This is a genomic window from Allosphingosinicella sp., from assembly GCF_036570505.1.
In the GTDB taxonomy this organism is placed as follows: Bacteria; Pseudomonadota; Alphaproteobacteria; order Sphingomonadales; family Sphingomonadaceae; genus Allosphingosinicella.
Genome location: NZ_DATCYB010000109.1, coordinates 1 through 16,708, shown reverse-complemented (window position 1 = coordinate 16,708; position 16,708 = coordinate 1). Strand labels below are relative to the sequence as shown.

At 66.3% G+C, this 16,708-nt stretch carries 17 protein-coding genes, 1 tRNA gene and 1 pseudogene; 6 read left to right on the top strand and 13 right to left on the bottom strand.

Going from position 1 to position 16,708, the window contains the following annotated elements:
- Positions 1-42 precede the first annotated feature (42 nt).
- Positions 43-465: an Lrp/AsnC family transcriptional regulator gene (locus tag VIR62_RS13485; RefSeq protein WP_431872074.1), complete on the bottom strand. Its 423-nt coding sequence runs from the start codon at positions 463-465 to the stop codon at positions 43-45.
- 99 nt (positions 466-564) lie between these two features.
- Between VIR62_RS13485 and VIR62_RS13480 the strand changes: the two genes are divergently transcribed.
- Positions 565-1,134 carry a cysteine hydrolase family protein gene (locus VIR62_RS13480; protein ID WP_431872072.1) on the top strand — a complete coding sequence of 190 codons (570 nt, stop codon included), beginning with the start codon at positions 565-567 and terminating at the stop codon, positions 1,132-1,134.
- Here VIR62_RS13480 and tgt read toward each other — a convergent pair.
- From tgt to VIR62_RS13420, 12 genes and pseudogenes are all read right to left on the bottom strand, one after another.
- Entirely contained in the window at positions 1,131-2,264 is a 1,134-nt protein-coding gene (gene tgt, locus VIR62_RS13475; protein ID WP_431872070.1) for a tRNA guanosine(34) transglycosylase Tgt, read from the bottom strand. The genes VIR62_RS13480 and tgt overlap by 4 nt on opposite strands.
- Before the next feature lie 55 nt (positions 2,265-2,319).
- Entirely contained in the window at positions 2,320-3,225 is a 906-nt protein-coding gene (locus VIR62_RS13470) for a bifunctional helix-turn-helix transcriptional regulator/GNAT family N-acetyltransferase (protein ID WP_431872068.1), read from the bottom strand.
- A gap of 194 nt (positions 3,226-3,419) precedes the next feature.
- Positions 3,420-4,448, bottom strand: a complete 1,029-nt coding sequence (queA, locus tag VIR62_RS13465; protein WP_431872067.1) for a tRNA preQ1(34) S-adenosylmethionine ribosyltransferase-isomerase QueA — start codon at positions 4,446-4,448, stop codon at positions 3,420-3,422.
- 293 nt (positions 4,449-4,741) lie between these two features.
- Positions 4,742-5,377: pseudogene (locus tag VIR62_RS13460) on the bottom strand (peptidylprolyl isomerase); the annotation flags it as partial.
- Between the two features lie 71 nt (positions 5,378-5,448).
- Complete coding sequence (coaD, locus tag VIR62_RS13455; protein WP_431872065.1) at positions 5,449-5,952, bottom strand: pantetheine-phosphate adenylyltransferase; 504 nt, start codon at positions 5,950-5,952, stop codon at positions 5,449-5,451.
- A 114-nt stretch (positions 5,953-6,066) separates the two neighbouring features.
- Complete coding sequence (locus VIR62_RS13450) at positions 6,067-7,014, bottom strand: polyprenyl synthetase family protein (protein ID WP_431872063.1); 948 nt, start codon at positions 7,012-7,014, stop codon at positions 6,067-6,069.
- On the bottom strand, positions 6,974-7,222 hold the full coding sequence (locus VIR62_RS13445; protein ID WP_431872062.1) for an exodeoxyribonuclease VII small subunit: 249 nt from the start codon (positions 7,220-7,222) through the stop codon (positions 6,974-6,976). Before VIR62_RS13445 ends, VIR62_RS13450 begins: the two co-directional genes overlap by 41 nt.
- A 32-nt stretch (positions 7,223-7,254) precedes the next feature.
- A complete protein-coding gene (locus VIR62_RS13440) occupies positions 7,255-8,931 on the bottom strand; it encodes a long-chain-fatty-acid--CoA ligase (protein ID WP_431872060.1) in 1,677 nt (558 codons plus the stop codon).
- A gap of 31 nt (positions 8,932-8,962) precedes the next feature.
- Complete coding sequence (locus tag VIR62_RS13435; RefSeq protein ID WP_431872058.1) at positions 8,963-10,066, bottom strand: MBL fold metallo-hydrolase; 1,104 nt, start codon at positions 10,064-10,066, stop codon at positions 8,963-8,965.
- Positions 10,067-10,162: 96 nt separating this feature from the next.
- On the bottom strand, positions 10,163-10,879 hold the full coding sequence (locus tag VIR62_RS13430; RefSeq protein ID WP_431872056.1) for a DUF1013 domain-containing protein: 717 nt from the start codon (positions 10,877-10,879) through the stop codon (positions 10,163-10,165).
- A 107-nt stretch (positions 10,880-10,986) separates the two neighbouring features.
- The gene (locus tag VIR62_RS13425) at positions 10,987-11,607 is read right to left on the bottom strand and encodes a glutathione S-transferase family protein (protein ID WP_431872054.1); all 621 of its coding nucleotides are present in this window, start codon (positions 11,605-11,607) and stop codon (positions 10,987-10,989) included.
- Positions 11,604-12,320 carry an NAD-dependent deacylase gene (locus VIR62_RS13420; protein ID WP_431872052.1) on the bottom strand — a complete coding sequence of 239 codons (717 nt, stop codon included), beginning with the start codon at positions 12,318-12,320 and terminating at the stop codon, positions 11,604-11,606. The genes VIR62_RS13425 and VIR62_RS13420 overlap by 4 nt, the downstream gene beginning before the upstream one ends.
- Before the next feature lie 182 nt (positions 12,321-12,502).
- Between VIR62_RS13420 and dapB the strand changes: the two genes are divergently transcribed.
- From dapB to VIR62_RS13395, 5 genes are all read left to right on the top strand, one after another.
- A complete protein-coding gene (gene dapB, locus VIR62_RS13415) occupies positions 12,503-13,198 on the top strand; it encodes a 4-hydroxy-tetrahydrodipicolinate reductase (RefSeq protein ID WP_431872050.1) in 696 nt (231 codons plus the stop codon).
- Between the two features lie 38 nt (positions 13,199-13,236).
- The gene (locus tag VIR62_RS13410) at positions 13,237-14,550 is read left to right on the top strand and encodes an APC family permease (RefSeq protein ID WP_431872048.1); all 1,314 of its coding nucleotides are present in this window, start codon (positions 13,237-13,239) and stop codon (positions 14,548-14,550) included.
- A complete protein-coding gene (locus VIR62_RS13405; RefSeq protein ID WP_431872046.1) occupies positions 14,547-15,629 on the top strand; it encodes a pyridoxal phosphate-dependent aminotransferase in 1,083 nt (360 codons plus the stop codon). Before VIR62_RS13410 ends, VIR62_RS13405 begins: the two co-directional genes overlap by 4 nt.
- The gene (gene nth / locus VIR62_RS13400) at positions 15,626-16,339 is read left to right on the top strand and encodes an endonuclease III (protein ID WP_431872044.1); all 714 of its coding nucleotides are present in this window, start codon (positions 15,626-15,628) and stop codon (positions 16,337-16,339) included. The genes VIR62_RS13405 and nth overlap by 4 nt, the downstream gene beginning before the upstream one ends.
- A tRNA-Arg gene (locus VIR62_RS13395) sits at positions 16,317-16,393 on the top strand. The genes nth and VIR62_RS13395 overlap by 23 nt, the downstream gene beginning before the upstream one ends.
- The last annotated feature ends 315 nt before the right edge of the window (positions 16,394-16,708 follow it).

The following is a 16,708-nucleotide window of genomic DNA, read 5'->3' as shown; positions in this document are numbered from 1 at the left end:
ATGGCTGCACGGCATTTTGACATTGAGCCAGGTCGGCCGATCTCAATCGAGATGGCGTTCCAGGACGATGTGGGTGGTGACTTCGGCGACGCCCGGAACAGCGGCGACGGCCGACCGGCTGGCCTCGATCGCGGCTACATCCTCGCCGTCGACACGAAGAATGAGGTCGATGGCACCGCTGACGGAATGGATGGCGGCGATAGTGGGAATACGCTTCAGCTTCGGCACGACGTCCGCGCAGCGCTTTCCGGGTTCGAACCGCACCATCAACCAGGCGCTCTCACGCCCGCCGACGGCGCTGCCCTCAGCCAGCGTGAAGCCGGTGATGGCTCCGGAGGCCTGGAGCTTGGCAAGACGCTCCTGAGTGGCGCTTCGCGAAAGGCCCAGGTCGCGCGCCAAGGCCACGATCGGGCGCCGGGCATCGCGCGTCAGCAACGTGAGCAGCAGCTTGTCCTTGTCGTCCACCATAGCCTCCCGAGCCGGCATTTTGCCGGCGCTCCCGCCTTATTGCCTAATGAAAGCGGCAGGACGAGCGGGCAAGACCCCGTGGGAAAGGAGATCACCATGATACCCGACCTCGACTGCGCCGTGTTGCTCCCCATCGACATTCAGAGAGGATTCGACGACCCCCGCTGGCCAAGGAGGTGGAATCCTGATTTCGAAGCCAACGCACTGGCCTTGCTCGGCGGTTGGCGCGCCATCGGTCGCCCGATCATTCACGTCCGCCATGATTCGGTCGAGCCCGGCTCCTCCCTCGCCCCGGGCCAGCCCGGCAACGACTTCCGCGCCGGCTTCGAGCCGTTCGCCGAAGAGCCCGTGCTGTCCAAAAGCGTCAACTCCGCCTTCATCGGCACCGACCTGGACTTGAGGCTCCGGCGCTTGGGTGCCGACACGGTGGTCGCGTTCGGCATATCGACCGACATGTGCGTCTCCACCACGGTCCGAACCGGCGCCAATCTCGGCTGGAAGATGGTGCTGGTCGCCGACGCCTGCGACTGTTTCGACCTTCCGAACGGCGGGGGCGGGATCATTCCCGGCCGCGCGATCCACGACGCCCATGTCGCGACGCTGGCTTATGAGTTCTGCGATGTCGTCACGACGGCCCAACTGCTGCCGCTGGCGAGTGCCGCCTAGGTTTCGAGATATCGGGCCCTGAACGCTTCGGCGAAGGCGCGGAACCGGCCCTCCCCGATCGCCTCGCGAAGGTCTGCCATCAGCGCCTGGTAGAAGTTGAGATTATGCTCCGTCATCAGCATGGCGCCCAATATTTCGCCCGAGCGGATGAGGTGGTGGAGATAGGCCCGGCTCCACTGGCCACAGACGGGGCAGCGGCAATCGGGATCGAGTGGATCTGAATCCTCGGCGAACTTGGCGTTCTTGATGTTGATCGGGCCGTCGCGCGTGAACGCCTGGCCGGTGCGGCCGGAGCGGGTGGGAAGCACGCAGTCGAACATGTCGATACCTCGCTCGACCGCGCCCACGATATCGTCGGGCTTGCCGACGCCCATCAGGTAGCGCGGGCGGTCGCCAGGAAGCATGGGGACGGCGAAATCGAGGACGCGGAGCATCTCTTCCTGCCCCTCGCCCACGGCAAGCCCGCCGACCGCATAGCCATCGAAGCCGACGTCGATCAGACGCTCAGCCGATGCCCTGCGCAGATCCTCGTGCATCGAACCCTGCTGGATGCCGAACAGGGCCGCGACGGAGGCATGCTCCGCGCCGGCGTCGAATCCCTCGCGCGAACGCTTGGCCCAGCGCATCGAACGCTCCATCGAGAAGGCCGCCTCGTCCCGCGTGGCGGGAAAGGGCGTGCATTCGTCGAACGCCATGACGATGTCGGAGTCCAGCAGCCGCTGTATCTCCATCGACCGCTCGGGCGTCAGCATGTGCGCGGACCCGTCGAGGTGGCTTTTGAAGCTCACCCCCTCCTCGCTCATTTTGCGGAGGTCCGAGAGGCTCATCACCTGATAGCCGCCGCTGTCGGTGAGGATCGGCCGCTCCCAGCCCATGAAGTCGTGGAGTCCGCCCAGCCGCGCCACCCGCTCGGCACCCGGGCGGAGCATCAGGTGATAGGTATTGCCGAGGATGATGTCGGCACCCGAGGCGCGCACGTCCTTCGGCTTCATCGCCTTGACGGTGGCGGCGGTGCCGACCGGCATGAAGGCCGGCGTGCGGATATCGCCCCGCTTCATCGAAATAAGGCCGGTGCGCGCGGCGCCATCGGTGGCGGAGATGGAAAAGGAAAATCGAGGACGACCGAACATGCCGCCCCCTAGCCGTTCGTCCCAGGCGAAGTCGAGGGACGTTGGTGCGAGCGCGTTAGAGCTTCATCTCCCAAATCTCGCCCTCTTCGGGTTTGCCGAAGGCCTCGTGCGTCTCTTCCTTGACGATCTTCATGCCCGCCGCGGCGTAAATGCGGCGGGCGCTCAGAAGCACACTGTGGGTCCAGAGCTGCATCCTGGCGTAGCCGGCGGCGCGGGCGAAGGCGATGCACTCGGCGACCAGCGCCTGGCCGATGCCGAGCCCTCGCGCCCACGGCTCAACATAGAGCAGGCGCAGCCTGGCGATACCGTCACCGCCATCGACCAGGAGCACCGAACCCGCCATCATGCCGGCGCGCTCGGCCACCCAGCATTGCTCGCGCCCCGGCTTGAAGTCGCGGAGGAAGGCGGTCGTGACCTCGCCCTGCAATATCTCCATCGGACGGCCCCAGCCCCAGCCTTCGGCATAGAGGATCGACTGGCGCGCGGCGATCATTCCCATGTCGCCGGCCCGAAAGGTGCGCAGGGTCCAGCCCGGTCTTTCCCCGCCGCCTAGCAGCGCGCGCGCCATGTCCAGCGCCTTTACCAGCGTCGCGCGATCTGTGGCGCCCAACGGCGCGATCCGCGCCTCCACTTCCGCCCGCGTGCGGCGGTCGAGGGCGTCGAACGCCTCCCGCCCCGCCGAGGTGCTGGCGATCGGCCGCCGGCGCGCATCCTTGCCGCGCCCGCGGCTGATCCAGCCGTGCGCCTGGAACCGACGCAACAACCGGCTGACATAGCCCGCATCGAGCCCCAGCTCCGCCTGCAGCTCCGACGCCACCGGCGCGTCGCGATGGGCGATCTCGTAGAGCAGCCGCGCCTCGACCAGCGACAGGTCGGTCTGCATGTAATGGGCGTCGAGCGCGCCCACGAAGCGGGTGTGAAAGCGGTTGAAGGCGCGCAGGGCCGTGACGGCATCTTCCATCCGCGAATAATGGCGCTTTAGTTGACGATGTCAACTAAAGGCGAGATGAAGCCGTGGGCGACCGGCAGCTAGATGGATCAGGGGGAGCTGCGTCCGGAAGCGGTTGGCGCATGAGCGCTCATCAGCTCGGGCGAGGGCCTTCAATCACGCGCGACGATTATGGTCGCGCCGACAAGTAAGCGCCCTGTAGGACGTCAAGCAGGCAGCAAAAGGCTGGCATCTCCATAGCTGTAGAAGCGGTAGCCGCTCGCTATCGCGTGGGCGTATGCAGCCTGCATCCGCTCGCGGCCCATCAGCGCCGAAACCAGCATGAACAGGGTCGAACGCGGCAGGTGGAAGTTGGTGATGAGGCCGTCCGTCGCGCGAAAGCGGTAGCCGGGGGTGATGAAGATGGCGGTGTCGCCCTCGAAAGGATGAATCTTTCCCGTTTCGTCGGCCGCGCTTTCGAGGAGGCGGAGCGACGTCGTACCCACGGGGATGATGCGGCCGCCCTTCGTCCGCGCGGCGTCCAGCCTGTCGGCCGTGGCGGCGTCGATGCGGCCCCATTCGCTGTGCATGACGTGGCTTTCGGTGTCCTTCGCCTTCACGGGAAGAAACGTGCCGGCGCCGACATGAAGGGTGAGGGTTTCGTGAGCAACGCCCGCGCCCTCGAGCGTGTCCATGAGACCCGGTGTGAAATGAAGCGCGGCCGTCGGGGCGGCGACGGCGCCCTCTTCGCGGGCGAACATGGTCTGGTAATCGCTCGCGTCGCGCTCGTCCGCTTCGCGCTTGCCGGCGATATAGGGCGGCAGCGGCATCCGCCCGGCCCGCTCCAGCAGCAGCTCCATAGGTTCGTCACCCTCGAAGACGAGCCGCATGCTGCCGTCGTCGGCGCGGTCGTCGGCAATGGCGGCGACACCCTCGCCGAAGTCGATCCGGTCCTTGTCGCGCACTCGCTTGGCGTTGCGGATGAAGGCCCGCCATTCGCGCGGTCCTTCCCGCTTGTGGAGCGTCGCGCCGACCTTGGCTTCGCCGCGCCGGCCTTCCAGCTGAGCCGGGATGACGCGCGCGTCGTTGAAGACGAGGACATCGCCGGGCCGGAGCAGGCCGGCCAAATCGGTGACGACGCAATCCTCGATCGTGTCGGGTCGCACGACCAGCATCCGCGCGCTGTCGCGCGGGCTTACGGGCCTCAGCGCAATCCGCTCGGGTGGTAGCTCGAAGTCGAACAGATCGACGCGCATCGCGTCGCTTAGGCCTGGGGAGAGTCGACGCTCTCGGGCTCCTCGGCCTCTTCCGCCTCGGCCTCGGCCTGGGCTGCGACCGCTGCGTCGGGTGTCGCTTCAACCGCCGCCTCGGGCGTCTTTTCGGCCGCCGCCTCGGACTGCGCCTCGATCGCTGGGTCGGCCCCCGCTTCAACCGCCGCCTCGGCGGTTGCGTCGGGCTGCGTCTCTACCGGCGGGGCCTCCGTCGTCGGTGCCTGCGTCGCCGGTGCGTCGGTCAGCGACTGGACGAACGGCGCGGTAGTAGGCTTCGCGGCGGCGGCGACCGCGGCCTGCCGGGCAGCGGCGGCCCGCAACTCTGCAACGCTCATCGGCGGCACATTGTCGGAACCGATCGAGGCGCGGACGATGCGCGAGGGGTTGGGGGGCGGCTCGCCGCGCTGGATGGCGTCGACATACTCCATGCCGCTCACGACACGGCCGAAGAGGGAATATTCGCGATCGAGCGAAAGGCGTGGCGCGAGCATGATGAAGAATTGGCTGTTGGCGGTGTTCGGCTCGTTGGTCCGCGCTGCCGAGACGGCGCCGCGCACGTGCGGGAGGGCATTGAATTCGGCTTCGAGGTCGGGAAGCTGGGAGCCACCCTCGCCGCTCCCGGTGGGATCGCCGGTCTGCGCCATGAAGCCCTCGATCACGCGATGGAAGACGAGGCCGTCGTAAAAACCTTGTCGAGTCAGCGTCTTGATGCGCTCGACGTGGTTGGGAGCGAAGTCGGGCCTCAGCTGGATGGAGACGCGGCCGCCCGTGGAAAGGTCAAGATGGAGCGTATTTTCCGGCGTCAGCTCCGGCGTGACGGCGGGCGACGGCGCCAGCGTCGCGGGTTCCTGCGCGACCGCGGCGCCCGCGAACAGCAATCCCGCCACGGCGGTAAACAATGATTTCAGAAACATGGAGCCCTCACCCGAATCTTTATGTGCGCACCCTTTAGCGCCGCACCCTTGCCCATCCTAGCCTGAACGGCTCATGAGCCCTTGCGGCCGATCGCTTCGACCCGCGCCCGTACCTGATCGGCGACGGCGGGCGGGACGAACTTGCGGATCTCGCCGCCATAAAGCGCGATCTCCTTCACCAGCCGCGACGCGATCGGCTGCAGCGACACGTCGGCCATCAGGAAGACGGTCTCTATGCGATCGTTGAGTTGCTGGTTCATCCCCGCCATCTGATACTCATACTCGAAGTCGGCGACGGCTCGCAGGCCGCGGACGATCATCGACGCGCCTTCCCGCTCGGCGAAGTCCATCAGCAGGGAATCGAACGAGACGACCCTGATATTGCGGCCGAGATGCGCCACTTCGCGTCGCACCATGTCCATCCGTTCCTCGACGCTGAACATGGGCGACTTGGCGGGATTGGTCGTGACGCCGATCACCAGCCGGTCGACCAGGTGCGCGCCGCGCCGGATGATGTCCATATGGCCGAGCGTGATCGGATCGAAGGTTCCGGGATAAACGCCGGTGCGTGTCATAACTTTCCCCAAAACGTCATCCCGGACCTGGTCCGGGACCCAAGAACACTGTCGGCGAGAAATCGGCAATGGTCGTGTTCTTGGGTTCGGGCTTTCGCCGGAATGACGCCAATATCAATGATCGCGCTCCACGGCAAAGCGGGCGATGGCGCGGAGCAGGTCGGCTTCGGCGCCGAAGGCCTGGAGATGCGCCGCCGCCTGGCCGACGAGTGCTTCCGCCTGCTGACGGGCACGCTCCGATCCCAGCAATGAGACGAAGGTTTCCTTGCCGGCCTTGCGATCCTTGCCGACGCGCTTGCCGGTCTTCGCTTCCTCGCCTTCCGCGTCGAGGAGATCGTCCGCGATCTGGAAAGCAAGACCGACATCGCGGGCATAGCCGCGTAGGGGCGTCCGTCCCTCCGGCGGGACGCGTCCCATGATCGCTCCCGCTTCCAGGCAGAAGCCGATAAGTGCGCCGGTCTTGAGCTGCTGCAGACGGGTGACGGCCGGCAAGTCGAGCGTCGACTCTTCGGCCATCAGGTCCATCATCTGGCCACCCGCCATCCCGGAGGGGCCGGCCGCCCGCGCGAGCTCGGCGATGAGCTGGGCGCGAACGAACGGGTCCCCGTGAGTCGCCTCGGCCGCCAGCACTTCGAAAGCGAGGGCGTGAAGAGAGTCCCCGGCGAGAATGGCGGTCGCCTCGTCCCAGGCCTTGTGCACGGTCGGCCGCCCGCGGCGAAGGTCGTCGTCGTCCATGCAGGGCAGATCGTCGTGGATCAGCGAATAGACATGAACGCATTCGACGGCGAGGCCGACGCGAAGCGCCCGCCTCCGGTCGACATGATAGAGCTCGCACGCGGCGACAACCAGGAGGGGCCGCAGCCGCTTGCCGCCGCCGATCGCGGCATGGCGCATCGCGTGATAGAGCCGGTCCCGCGAGTCCTCCGGCACCGCGAGCAAGCTGTCCAACAGCCGGTCGATCTCGGCGCCGACTTCCGCGAGCGCGGGTTTCAGCTTGTCCAACGCCTCCCCCACCGGCGCGTCACTCGCCGTCGAAGGGCGCAGTGCCGGTGGGCTGACCATCGCGGCCGATCTGAATTTTCTCGATCCGCGCCTGCGCGGCCTTCAACCGAGCCTCGCACTGCTGTTTCAACCGCTCGCCTTCCTCGTAAAGCGCGATCGATTCATCGAGCGGCGCCTCGCCGCTTTCCAGCGTGCGGACGATCTCCTCGAGCCGCTTCAGCGCTGCTTCGAAGGACAATTGGGCAATGGTTTCGGGCTGTTCGGACATGAGATCAGCATTGGCCCTCGCACTCCTGGGGGTCAAGCGCCCGCCTTCGCCCGTTCCTCGGCCTGGAGCTCCTTGCGGCTCAATTTGCCGATCATCGTCTTGGGAAGGTTCAGGCGGACTTCGACGGCGACGACGCGTTCGTGCTTACCGAGCGACCGGTTGAGCCAGTCCATGACCTCTTCCCCCGTTGCCGCGGTGCCTTCCTGGAGCGTGACGAAGGCCTTGGGCCGCTCGCCGGCATAGGCATCGGGAATACCGATGACGAGCGCCTCCTTGACTGCCTCATGCTGGTAGAGGATCGCCTCGACCTGGCTCGGGAAGACCTTGAAGCCGCCGACGGCGATCATGTCCTTCAGGCGATCAACGATGCGGATATAGCCGTCCTCGTCGATGAGGCCGACATCGCCCGTGCGAAGGCCTCCGCCGACGAACACCTCCGCATCCGATTCCGGGCGGTTCCAATAGCCCTTCATGATCTGCGGCCCGTGGACGACGACCTCGCCCGGCTCGCCCTCCGGCGCGGGCTTGCCCGGATCCTCCTTGTCCACCAGCCTGACACGGGTCCCCGGGATGGGCTGCCCGATCGTCCCGGGCTTATTGAGGCCTTCATAGGGATTGGTCGACACCACGCCCGAGCTTTCGGTGAGGCCGTAGCCTTCGACCAGCCGTGCGCCGGTCTTCCTCTCGAAGCGCTGCTTCACCTCAAGTGGGAGCGGCGCGCCCCCCGATATGCAGACGCGCAGCGAGGAGAGGTCGGTCTCGGCGATCTTGGGGTGATCGAGCAATGCCAGATACATGGTCGGAACGCCGGGGAAGGAGCTGGGGCGCGTGCGCTCGATCGCAGCGAGCGTCTGGCCGGCATCGAAGCGCGGCAGCAGCACCATCTCTCCCCCCCGCGCGATCGTCCGGTTGAGGACGCATGTGTTGGCGAAAACGTGAAACAGCGGAAGCACGCCGAGGATGCGGTCCTCGATCTCCGGTTTGGGGTCGATGACGACGACCTGGCGTGCATTGGCGCTGAGATTCTGATGGGTCAGCATCGCCCCCTTGGGCGTACCGGTCGTCCCGCCGGTATATTGGATGAGGGCGATATCCTGGGCGTCGACGGGCGGCATCTCGCATCGGCCGTCATTGGCGATCAGCGCCGAAAAAGCAGTGACCCGGCCACCGACCGGCCGCTCCGCGATCTCGCTCCGCTTCAGCAGCCGGTAGAGGAGGGATTTGGCCGGCGGCAGCGCCCCGGCCACCGATCCGACGACGAGCCGTTCGAGCCGGGTCAATTCCATTACCTCGAGCGCGTTGGGCAGCAACGCGCTGGCCGAGATGGTGAAAAGGACGCGCGTCCCCGAATCCTCGATCTGCGCAGCGAGCTCCGGCACCGTGTAGAGCGGCGAGAAATTGACCACCGTAGCGCCCAATTTCATCGCTCCGTAATAGGCCGCGACATAATGGGGGACGTTGGGAAGGAAGAGCCCGACCCTGTCGCCCTTGCCGATGCCCAGCCGGGCAAGGCCGCAGGCGACCCGCTCCACCCCACTCGCCAGCTCGGCGTAGCTATATTTGCGGCCCATGAAATCGATCGCCCAGGCGTTTGGGACGCGCCGCGCGGTCGCCTCGAACATCTCGGGCAGGGTCAAAAACGGGAAGTCCTGATCCCAGTTGGTGGGATGGCGGTAGGCCGTACGCCAGATATCGCCCGCTTCGCTCATTACGTTCGCGTAAACGGAAGGCGGGCCCGCCTCAACCCCCTCGGACGGCGCGATACCAGTTGACGCCGCCCTGCGTCTCTCGCGCGGCCCTCTCCTCCACCTCGAGCCGGCGGAGATGGGCCATGGCCTCGCCGGTCGCGAGACCTAGACTGTTATCGTCGATCTTGCGCCCGAACAGGATCGGGAAGCAGTCCACCGCCCGCCGCGGCTCCGCCAGATGGGCGTGCAACGCGTCAAGCCGGCCGCGATGGCCCTCGTCGAGCGCGTCCAGGCGGGCGTGCAGGCCTGTGAAGGGCTCGCCATGCGACGGAAGGACGAGCAAGTCGTCGGCAAGCGCCTTGAGCTTCGCGATCGAGGCCAGCCAGTCGCCGAGCGGGTCCGCTTCGGGCTCGCTGAGGCTGAGCGATACGTTGGACGTGATACGCGGCAGCACCTGGTCGCCGGCGATCATCAGCCCTCCCGCCTCTTCGACCAGGCAGGCATGCTCGGGGCAATGGCCACTGCCGATGACCACCCGCCAGTCACGATCGCCGACGCGGAGTGTGTCGCCCTCCCGCACGCGCACGAAGCTTACCGGCATCGGACTCACGACCGAGGAAAAGCGGCCCCAGCCTTTCGTCGCCTCCGCCTCGATACGCTTTTCATCCCAACCGGCGGCGCGCCAATAGACGAAGGCTTCCTCGGGCGGCGCATCACGCACGTCGGCCGTCAGCATCCGCGCGAACAACCACTCCTCCCGCGTCATCCACAGCGGCACGCCGAACCGCCGCGTCAGCCAGCCGGCAAGGCCGATATGGTCGGGATGGAAATGCGTGCAGATCACCCGCGTCACGCTGCGGCCCGCCAGCGGACCCGCGATAAGCGTCTCCCAGGCCTCCCGGCACGGCGCGATGTCGAGACCGGTGTCGACGATGGCGACGCCGTCGCCATCGTCGAGCAGCCACACATTGATGTGCTTTAATGACCAGGGCACCGGCAGCCGCGCCCAGCCCACGCCGTCCGCGATCCGGATCAGTTCGCCCGGTTCCGGCCCCTTCCGGCCAAGCGGATAGGTCAGCCCCTTGTGGCTATAGGCCTCGCCGTCATCGGCGAGCGAGGCATCTGGAGTTGCCGACGACTTATCCGCCCGCTTCACGAATTCAGGACTCGTTCGTCCCGAGCGCAGTCGAGGGGCGCTGGCCCGGACTCTTCATGTACGCCCCTCGACTGCGCTCGGGACGAACGAACCATCTCAGCGCTTGAACGGATCGACAAAGCCCTGATCGGCGCTGGCGGTTTCGCCCTCTTCTTCGCCCTCGTTCTGCGCCGCCTGCTCGGCCGCCAGCGCGGCCTCAGCCTCGCGGGCATGGGCCTCGCGTTCGGCGCGCAGCTCGGTGATGAGCGCCGCGCGATCGCCGGCGAGATTCACATCGACCGGCGCTGGCTCGATGCCCGCCGCCTTGGCGGCCTTGGCGACGATGGCGTCGAGCTCACGCTGGGAGGTGAGGCCTAGCGTGACCGGATCCTTGGGCTGGATATTGGCGATGTTCCAGTGCGTCCGGTCCCGGATCGCCGCGATGGTCGTGCGCGTCGTGCCGATCAGCTTGGAGATTTGCCCGTCCGAAATCTCCGGATGATTGCGGATGATCCAGGCGATGCCGTCGGGCTTGTCCTGCCGCTTGGAGACCGGCGTGTAGCGCGGCCCCTTGGTGCGGACGACCTTGTCCGGCTCCTTCTGCATCTTGAGGCGATAATCGGGATCGGCTTGGCCGCGCTCGATTTCCTCCTGGGTGAGCTCGCCGGCGCGCAGCGGATCGCGGCCCGTGAGCTTCGTGGCGGCGGTATCGTCGGCGATCGCCTGCACTTCCAGGATGTGCAGGCCGCAGAATTGGGCGATCTGCTCGAAGCTGAGCGCGGTGTTGTCGACCAGCCAGGAAGCGGTCGCATGGGGCATGAGCGGCTGGGCCATTTCGGTCCTCCAGAAACAATAAGGGCCGCCCCTCCCGGAGCGGCCGAAGCGTTGTGGGCGATGTAAGCCTTGAGGCTTTCCGAGGCAAGACCAGACTTGTGGTCGTGTCAGGCCGTCATCGGCACATGGCGGGGCAGCCGCGCGATGCGACCCATCCACTCCCCGACATTCGGAAAATCGGATAGGGCAAAGCCGCCTTCGTCGGCCACATGCGTGTAGGCGTAGAGGGCGACATCGGCGAGGCTGAGGTGGTCGCCAATGAAGAAACGGCGATCGGCCAGATGCTCGTCCATCAGCTTCAGCGCCGCCTCGCCCGCCGTACGCTTGGCCGGAATCTGTGCCCTCTGCGCCTCGCTCAGCCGCGCCTCGCCGACATAAGCGAGCCAGAAGCGCATCGTCGCGATGTTCGGTTCGTGATTATATTGCTCGAAGAACATCCAGCGCAGCATGTCGGCGCGGTCGAAGCGGTCGGCGGGAATGAGGCCCGATCCATCCGCCAGATAGAAGCAGGCCGCGTTGCTCTCCGGAATGAAGCGGTCGCCGATCTGGAGCACCGGAATCCGGCCATTGGCATTGACTCGCGACAGGAACTCGGGCGTCCGCGTCTCGCCCTTCAATATGTCATATTCGCACCGCTCCAGCGCCAGCCCCAGATGGGCCGCCGTCAGCCGGACCTTGTAGCAATTCCCTGAGGCCGAATATTCGTGAAGTATCAGCTTTTCCGTCATTCCGCGCCTCCGCCGCTCAGCAATTCATCCACCCAGGCCGGCACCAGCTCCCCCGCCCGGCCCATTCGGCTTTCGTCGAAAAAAGGGCTGGCCTGACTCGGCTCCAGATTCATCTCAAGCGTCCGCGCGCCGACATAGCGGGCAGTCTGAACGAAGCCGGCGGCCGGATAGACGGCCCCCGACGTGCCGATCGAAACGAAAAGATCGGCCCGCCCCAGCGCCTCGTCAATCTCGTCCATCCGATAGGGGATTTCGCCGAACCAGACGATATCGGGGCGTAGCCGCCCGCTTTCCCCACAGGCCGCGCAGGTCGGCCCGTCGGCGAGCGTCTGCTCCCACGGAATCCGGCCGTCGCAAGCCAGGCACCAGGCGGATTTGAGCTCGCCATGCATGTGCAGCACCCGCTTCGCCCCTGCTCGCTCGTGCAAGTCGTCGACGTTCTGCGTCACGATCAGCAGCTCGCCCGGCCATTCCACGTCCAGCCGTGCCAGCGCCTCGTGCGCCGCATTGGGCTCCACCGTCCCCAGCTTCGCCCGCCGCGCGTCATAGAAGCCCTGCACCAGCGCCGGATCGCGCTCGAACGCCTCGGGCGTAGCGACGTCCTCCACACGGTGCCCCTCCCACAGTCCGTCGGGCCCGCGAAAGGTGGCGACGCCGCTTTCGGCGGAAATGCCGGCTCCGGTGAGGACGACGATGTTCCGGATGTCGCGCACGATTTTCATTTTCCTACACGTGGATTTTCCGCCAAGCTGCCTGTCATGCACGTTGCGATATTAGATACAAGGCTGCCCGCCGTTTCCGGACACAGTCCGTCCAGCCTCGATGCGGCCACTGAAAAGAAAGCATTTTTCAGGGCGATTTGCATGAACGTCATAAACTTTGGCCGGCCTGGCTCATGATGCGGATCGCGCTGTTCGGGGCGAGTGGACGCATGGGTCGGGCGATCACGAATGCGCTGGCGAACCGACCGGACGTCGCCGTCGCGGAAGACGCCCCCGACGTCTATATCGATTTCTCGGCGCCTGACGCATTGGAAAAGCATCTTGGTAAAGCGCTCGCGGTTCAAAAGCCGATCGTGATCGGCACGACGGGCCTCACGCCGGAGCATCAACGGATGATAGACGACGCGGCAACAAAAATAGCCGTGTTGCAGGCGGCCAACACTTCGCTCGGCGTCAACCTGCTCACCCATCTGGTGCGCGAGACGGCGGCGCGGCTTGGCGAGGAGTGGGACATCGAGATCGTCGAGATGCATCACCGGCACAAGAAGGATGCGCCTTCCGGCACGGGGCTGCTCCTCGGCTGGGCCGCGGCCGAAGGGCGCGGCATTGACCTAAGCGCCGTCTCCGATCGCGGCCGCGACGGCATGGGCGAGCGACAGGCCGGCCATATCGGCTTCGCGGCGCTGCGCGGCGGGTCGGTGGCCGGCGACCATCAGGTAATCTTCGCCGGCGACGGCGAACGGATCGAGCTCGGCCACCGCGCCGAAAGCCGGGCCATCTTCGCCCAGGGCGCAATTCGGGCCGCCCTCTGGCTCGCGGACAAGCCCGCCGGCCGTTACACGATGAACGACGTCCTGGGCTTCCATTGAACGAGGCTTCCAAATCCCCGCCAATAACCGAGGAGGGCTTGGAGCGGCGGCTTGGGTTGTTCGATGTGACGATGCTCGTAATGGGCGGCATCATCGGGGCGGGCATCTTCGTCAACCCGGCCGAGGTGGCGCGGCATGTCGACACGCCTTTCCTCATCGTCGGATTATGGCTGCTGGGCGGCCTCGTCGCCCTGGCGGCCGCCTTCGTCTATGCGGAGCTCGCCGCGCGGCGTCCCGAGGTGGGCGGGCAGTATGCCTATCTGCGCGACGCCTACGGTCCGACGCCGGCTTTCCTTTATGGCTGGTCGCTACTGCTAGTCATCCAGTCGGGCGGCATGGCCGCCGTCGCCATCACCTTCGCCCGCTATTTCCTGGAGCTGACCGAGTTGCCGCTCGCCCCCGCCGCCGTCGCGGTGACGGCGCTGCTGCTGCTGACCGGCATCAACTGCCTCGGCGTCCGGACGGGCGCCACGGTGCAGAGCGGGCTGATGGTCCTCAAGATTCTGGCCATCGCCGCGCTCGTCCTTGGCGGCTGGTGGTTCGCGACCGCGCATCCCGACATCGCCCGGTCTCCCGCGGAGGCGGAGCCGGTGTCGCTCGGCACGCTTGCCGCGATCGGCGCGGCCATGACTCCCATCATGTTCGCCTATGGCGGCTGGCAGACCTCGGGCTTCGTCGCTGGCGAGATGCGCAACCCCGGCCGCGATCTGGGGCGGGGTCTGTTGCTCGGCGTCACCGGCGTCGTGCTGCTCTACACCGCCGTCGCCTTCGTCTGCCTCCATGCACTGGGGCCGGCCGGCCTTGCCCAATCGGCGACGCCCGCAACCGACGCGATGCGGCTGGCGCTCGGCGAGAGAGGCGCGACCCTGATCGCGCTCGGCATTGCAATCTCGACTCTCGGCTTCCTCAGCCAGGGCATGCTGACCACGCCGCGTGTCTATTTCGCCATGGCCGAGGACGGCCTCTTCTTCGACAAGATTGCCGACGTCCACTCGCGCACCCACGTTCCGGTCTTCGCCATCCTGCTGCAGGGCGCCGCCGCCATCACCGTCGCCCTTTCCGGCACCTATGGGCAAATCCTGAGCTATGTCGTCTCCGTCGACTTCATCTGGTTCGGCCTCACCGGCGCGGCTTTGTTCGTGTTCCGGCGCCGCGACCGAGGCGAGACGCGAGGCTTCAAGACTCCGGGCCACCCCTTCACCACCGGCTTCTTTGTCGCCGCCTGCGCCCTGGTGGTCATCGCCACCGTCTTCAGCCACCCCATCAACAGCGCCATCGGGTTCCTGATCCTGCTCGCCGGCATTCCCGCCTGCCGCTACTGGCAGCGCCGAAACAAGAAATCCCCGGCATGAGCAAACGCGTCATGCGCTCCGACTACATGCACTGGGCCAAGAACCAGCCGCCGGCCCGCTTCGATCTCGGCTCCAGCGAAGTCCCCCACTACAAGCTTGATCGCCTCCCCATCACCATCGCGGACCTGGAGCTGGACGGCGCCAGCCGTCACCGATACCTGCCGCTCCGCCAGGCGATCGGCGACAAATATGGCGTCGCGCCCGATCACGTGGTGACCGCCGACGGCACCTCGATGGCGAACTTCCTCGCCCTCGCGACCTTGATTACGCCAGGCGACGAAGTGCTGATCGAGCATCCCGTCTACGAACCGCTCCTCGCCGCCGCCGGCTTCCTGGGCGCCCGGGTCAAGCGTTTCGTCCGCTCTCCGGACGAAGGTTTCCGTCTCGACCCGGACGCGGTAGCACAGGCGCTGACGCCCGCCACGCGGCTCGTCATCATCACCAACCTTCACAATCCGTCGGGCGCCTATGCCGACGAGGCAACGCTCCGCGAAGTGGGCGAGCTCGCCGCGCGCGTCGGCGCGCGCGTCCTCGTTGACGAGGTCTATCTCGACTCCGCCTTCGATCGCTCCTCTCGCTCGGCCATCCATCTCGGCGATCACTTCATCTGCACGAGCAGCCTCACCAAGGTCTACGGTCTCTCCGGCCTTCGCTGCGGCTGGATCTTCGCCGCGCCGCCGCTCGCCGAAGCGATGTGGCGGCTCAATGAACTGTTCGGCGTCGCCCAGGCCCATCCCGCGGAACGCCTCTCCTGCATCGCCTTCGAACGTCTCTCGGAGGTGGTGGCTGAAACGCCCGCGCTCCTGGCGCGGAACCGCGGCCTCTACAATGGCTTCCTCGAAAGTCGCGACGATCTCGCCGGCACGCCGATGACGGACGGGATCACCACCTTTCCGCGCTGGCGCGGCGGCGACGTCGAGCCGCTCCGGGCTCTTCTTCGAGCGGACTATGACACCTCCGTCGTGCCCGGCCGCTGGTTCGAGATGCCGGACCGCTTCCGCCTGGGCGTCGGCAGCCCCACCGAGAGGTTGGAGGAAGGTCTCGCCCGCCTCGGCGCAGCTCTGGATCGCCTCCCATGAACAAGGCCGACATCGCGGAGCTCTACCGGCGCCTCGCCGATCGCATCCCCAATCCCGAAACCGAGCTCGAATACGTGAATACCTACACGCTCCTCGTCGCCGTGGTGCTTTCGGCCCAGGCGACGGATGCGGGTGTCAACCTCGCCACTCGCGAGCTCTTCAAGAAGGTACAGACACCGCAGGCGATGCTGAACCTTGGAGAAGAGGGATTGAAGCAGCACATCAAGACCATCGGCCTGTTCAACACCAAGGCCAAGAACGTCATCGCCCTCTCCCAAATGCTCGTCGAGGAGCATGGCGGCGAAGTGCCGGAGGATCGGGACGCGCTGGAGCGGCTTCCCGGCGTCGGCCGCAAGACCGCCAATGTCGTCATGAACACCGCCTTCGGCCACGAAACCTTCGCCGTCGACACCCACATCTTCCGCGTCGCCAACCGCACCGGCCTCGCGCCGGGAAAGACGCCGCTGGCGGTGGAGCTGAAGCTCGACAAGGTAACCCCGCCGCCCTATCGCCGCGACGCCCACCATCTCCTCATCCTTCACGGCCGCTATGTCTGCAAGGCGAGGAAGCCCGAATGCTGGCGCTGCGTCATCGTCGACCTCTGCCGCTACAGGCCCAAGACCCCGCCGCCCGGCGCCGAACCCGCCTTGCGGGCAAAGCCAAAGCCCATTAAGCGCGGTCAGCCACGCACCCGTAGCTCAGCTGGATAGAGCGCTGCCCTCCGAAGGCAGAGGCCACAGGTTCGAATCCTGTCGGGTGCGCCATAATATCAACGACTTAGGTCGATGAGCGGCATGTCGTACGGAGAATGTACGGAAAAGACGAATTTGTGGACCGTTGCGCGCCTATCCGGGAAGAAGGCTCTTAGCCAGCGGGTGCTAGGTTAGAACCCTAGTGCGTCCACCACCTTTTCAGTGACTTCAGCGCCCCTTCCATTCGGACGATCTGAACCTTCGGGACTCCCGGAGCGCAGAACGCGCCTCCGGTTGATCTCGCCAGGCAGTCACCCGGCAGAATGGCCAAAAGCAGGCCCTTGAGGGCAGCTTGGCATTGAAGCTCAACCTGGCGCCTCGTTCGAC

Excerpts from the sequence above, each read along its gene's own strand:
- nth (WP_431872044.1), top strand. The coding sequence starts at position 15,626 with ATGAACAAGGCCGACATCGCGGAGCTCTACCGGCGCCTCGCCGATCGC.
- tgt (WP_431872070.1), bottom strand. The coding sequence starts at position 2,264 with ATGTTCGGTCGTCCTCGATTTTCCTTTTCCATCTCCGCCACCGATGGC.
- dapB (WP_431872050.1), top strand. The coding sequence starts at position 12,503 with ATGATGCGGATCGCGCTGTTCGGGGCGAGTGGACGCATGGGTCGGGCG.
- VIR62_RS13430 (WP_431872056.1), bottom strand. The coding sequence starts at position 10,879 with ATGGCCCAGCCGCTCATGCCCCATGCGACCGCTTCCTGGCTGGTCGAC.
- VIR62_RS13440 (WP_431872060.1), bottom strand. The coding sequence starts at position 8,931 with ATGAGCGAAGCGGGCGATATCTGGCGTACGGCCTACCGCCATCCCACC.
- VIR62_RS13445 (WP_431872062.1), bottom strand. The coding sequence starts at position 7,222 with ATGTCCGAACAGCCCGAAACCATTGCCCAATTGTCCTTCGAAGCAGCG.
- coaD (WP_431872065.1), bottom strand. The coding sequence starts at position 5,952 with ATGACACGCACCGGCGTTTATCCCGGAACCTTCGATCCGATCACGCTC.
- VIR62_RS13480 (WP_431872072.1), top strand. The coding sequence starts at position 565 with ATGATACCCGACCTCGACTGCGCCGTGTTGCTCCCCATCGACATTCAG.
- queA (WP_431872067.1), bottom strand. The coding sequence starts at position 4,448 with ATGCGCGTCGATCTGTTCGACTTCGAGCTACCACCCGAGCGGATTGCG.
- VIR62_RS13405 (WP_431872046.1), top strand. The coding sequence starts at position 14,547 with ATGAGCAAACGCGTCATGCGCTCCGACTACATGCACTGGGCCAAGAAC.
- VIR62_RS13470 (WP_431872068.1), bottom strand. The coding sequence starts at position 3,225 with ATGGAAGATGCCGTCACGGCCCTGCGCGCCTTCAACCGCTTTCACACC.
- VIR62_RS13425 (WP_431872054.1), bottom strand. The coding sequence starts at position 11,607 with ATGACGGAAAAGCTGATACTTCACGAATATTCGGCCTCAGGGAATTGC.
- VIR62_RS13450 (WP_431872063.1), bottom strand. The coding sequence starts at position 7,014 with ATGGTCAGCCCACCGGCACTGCGCCCTTCGACGGCGAGTGACGCGCCG.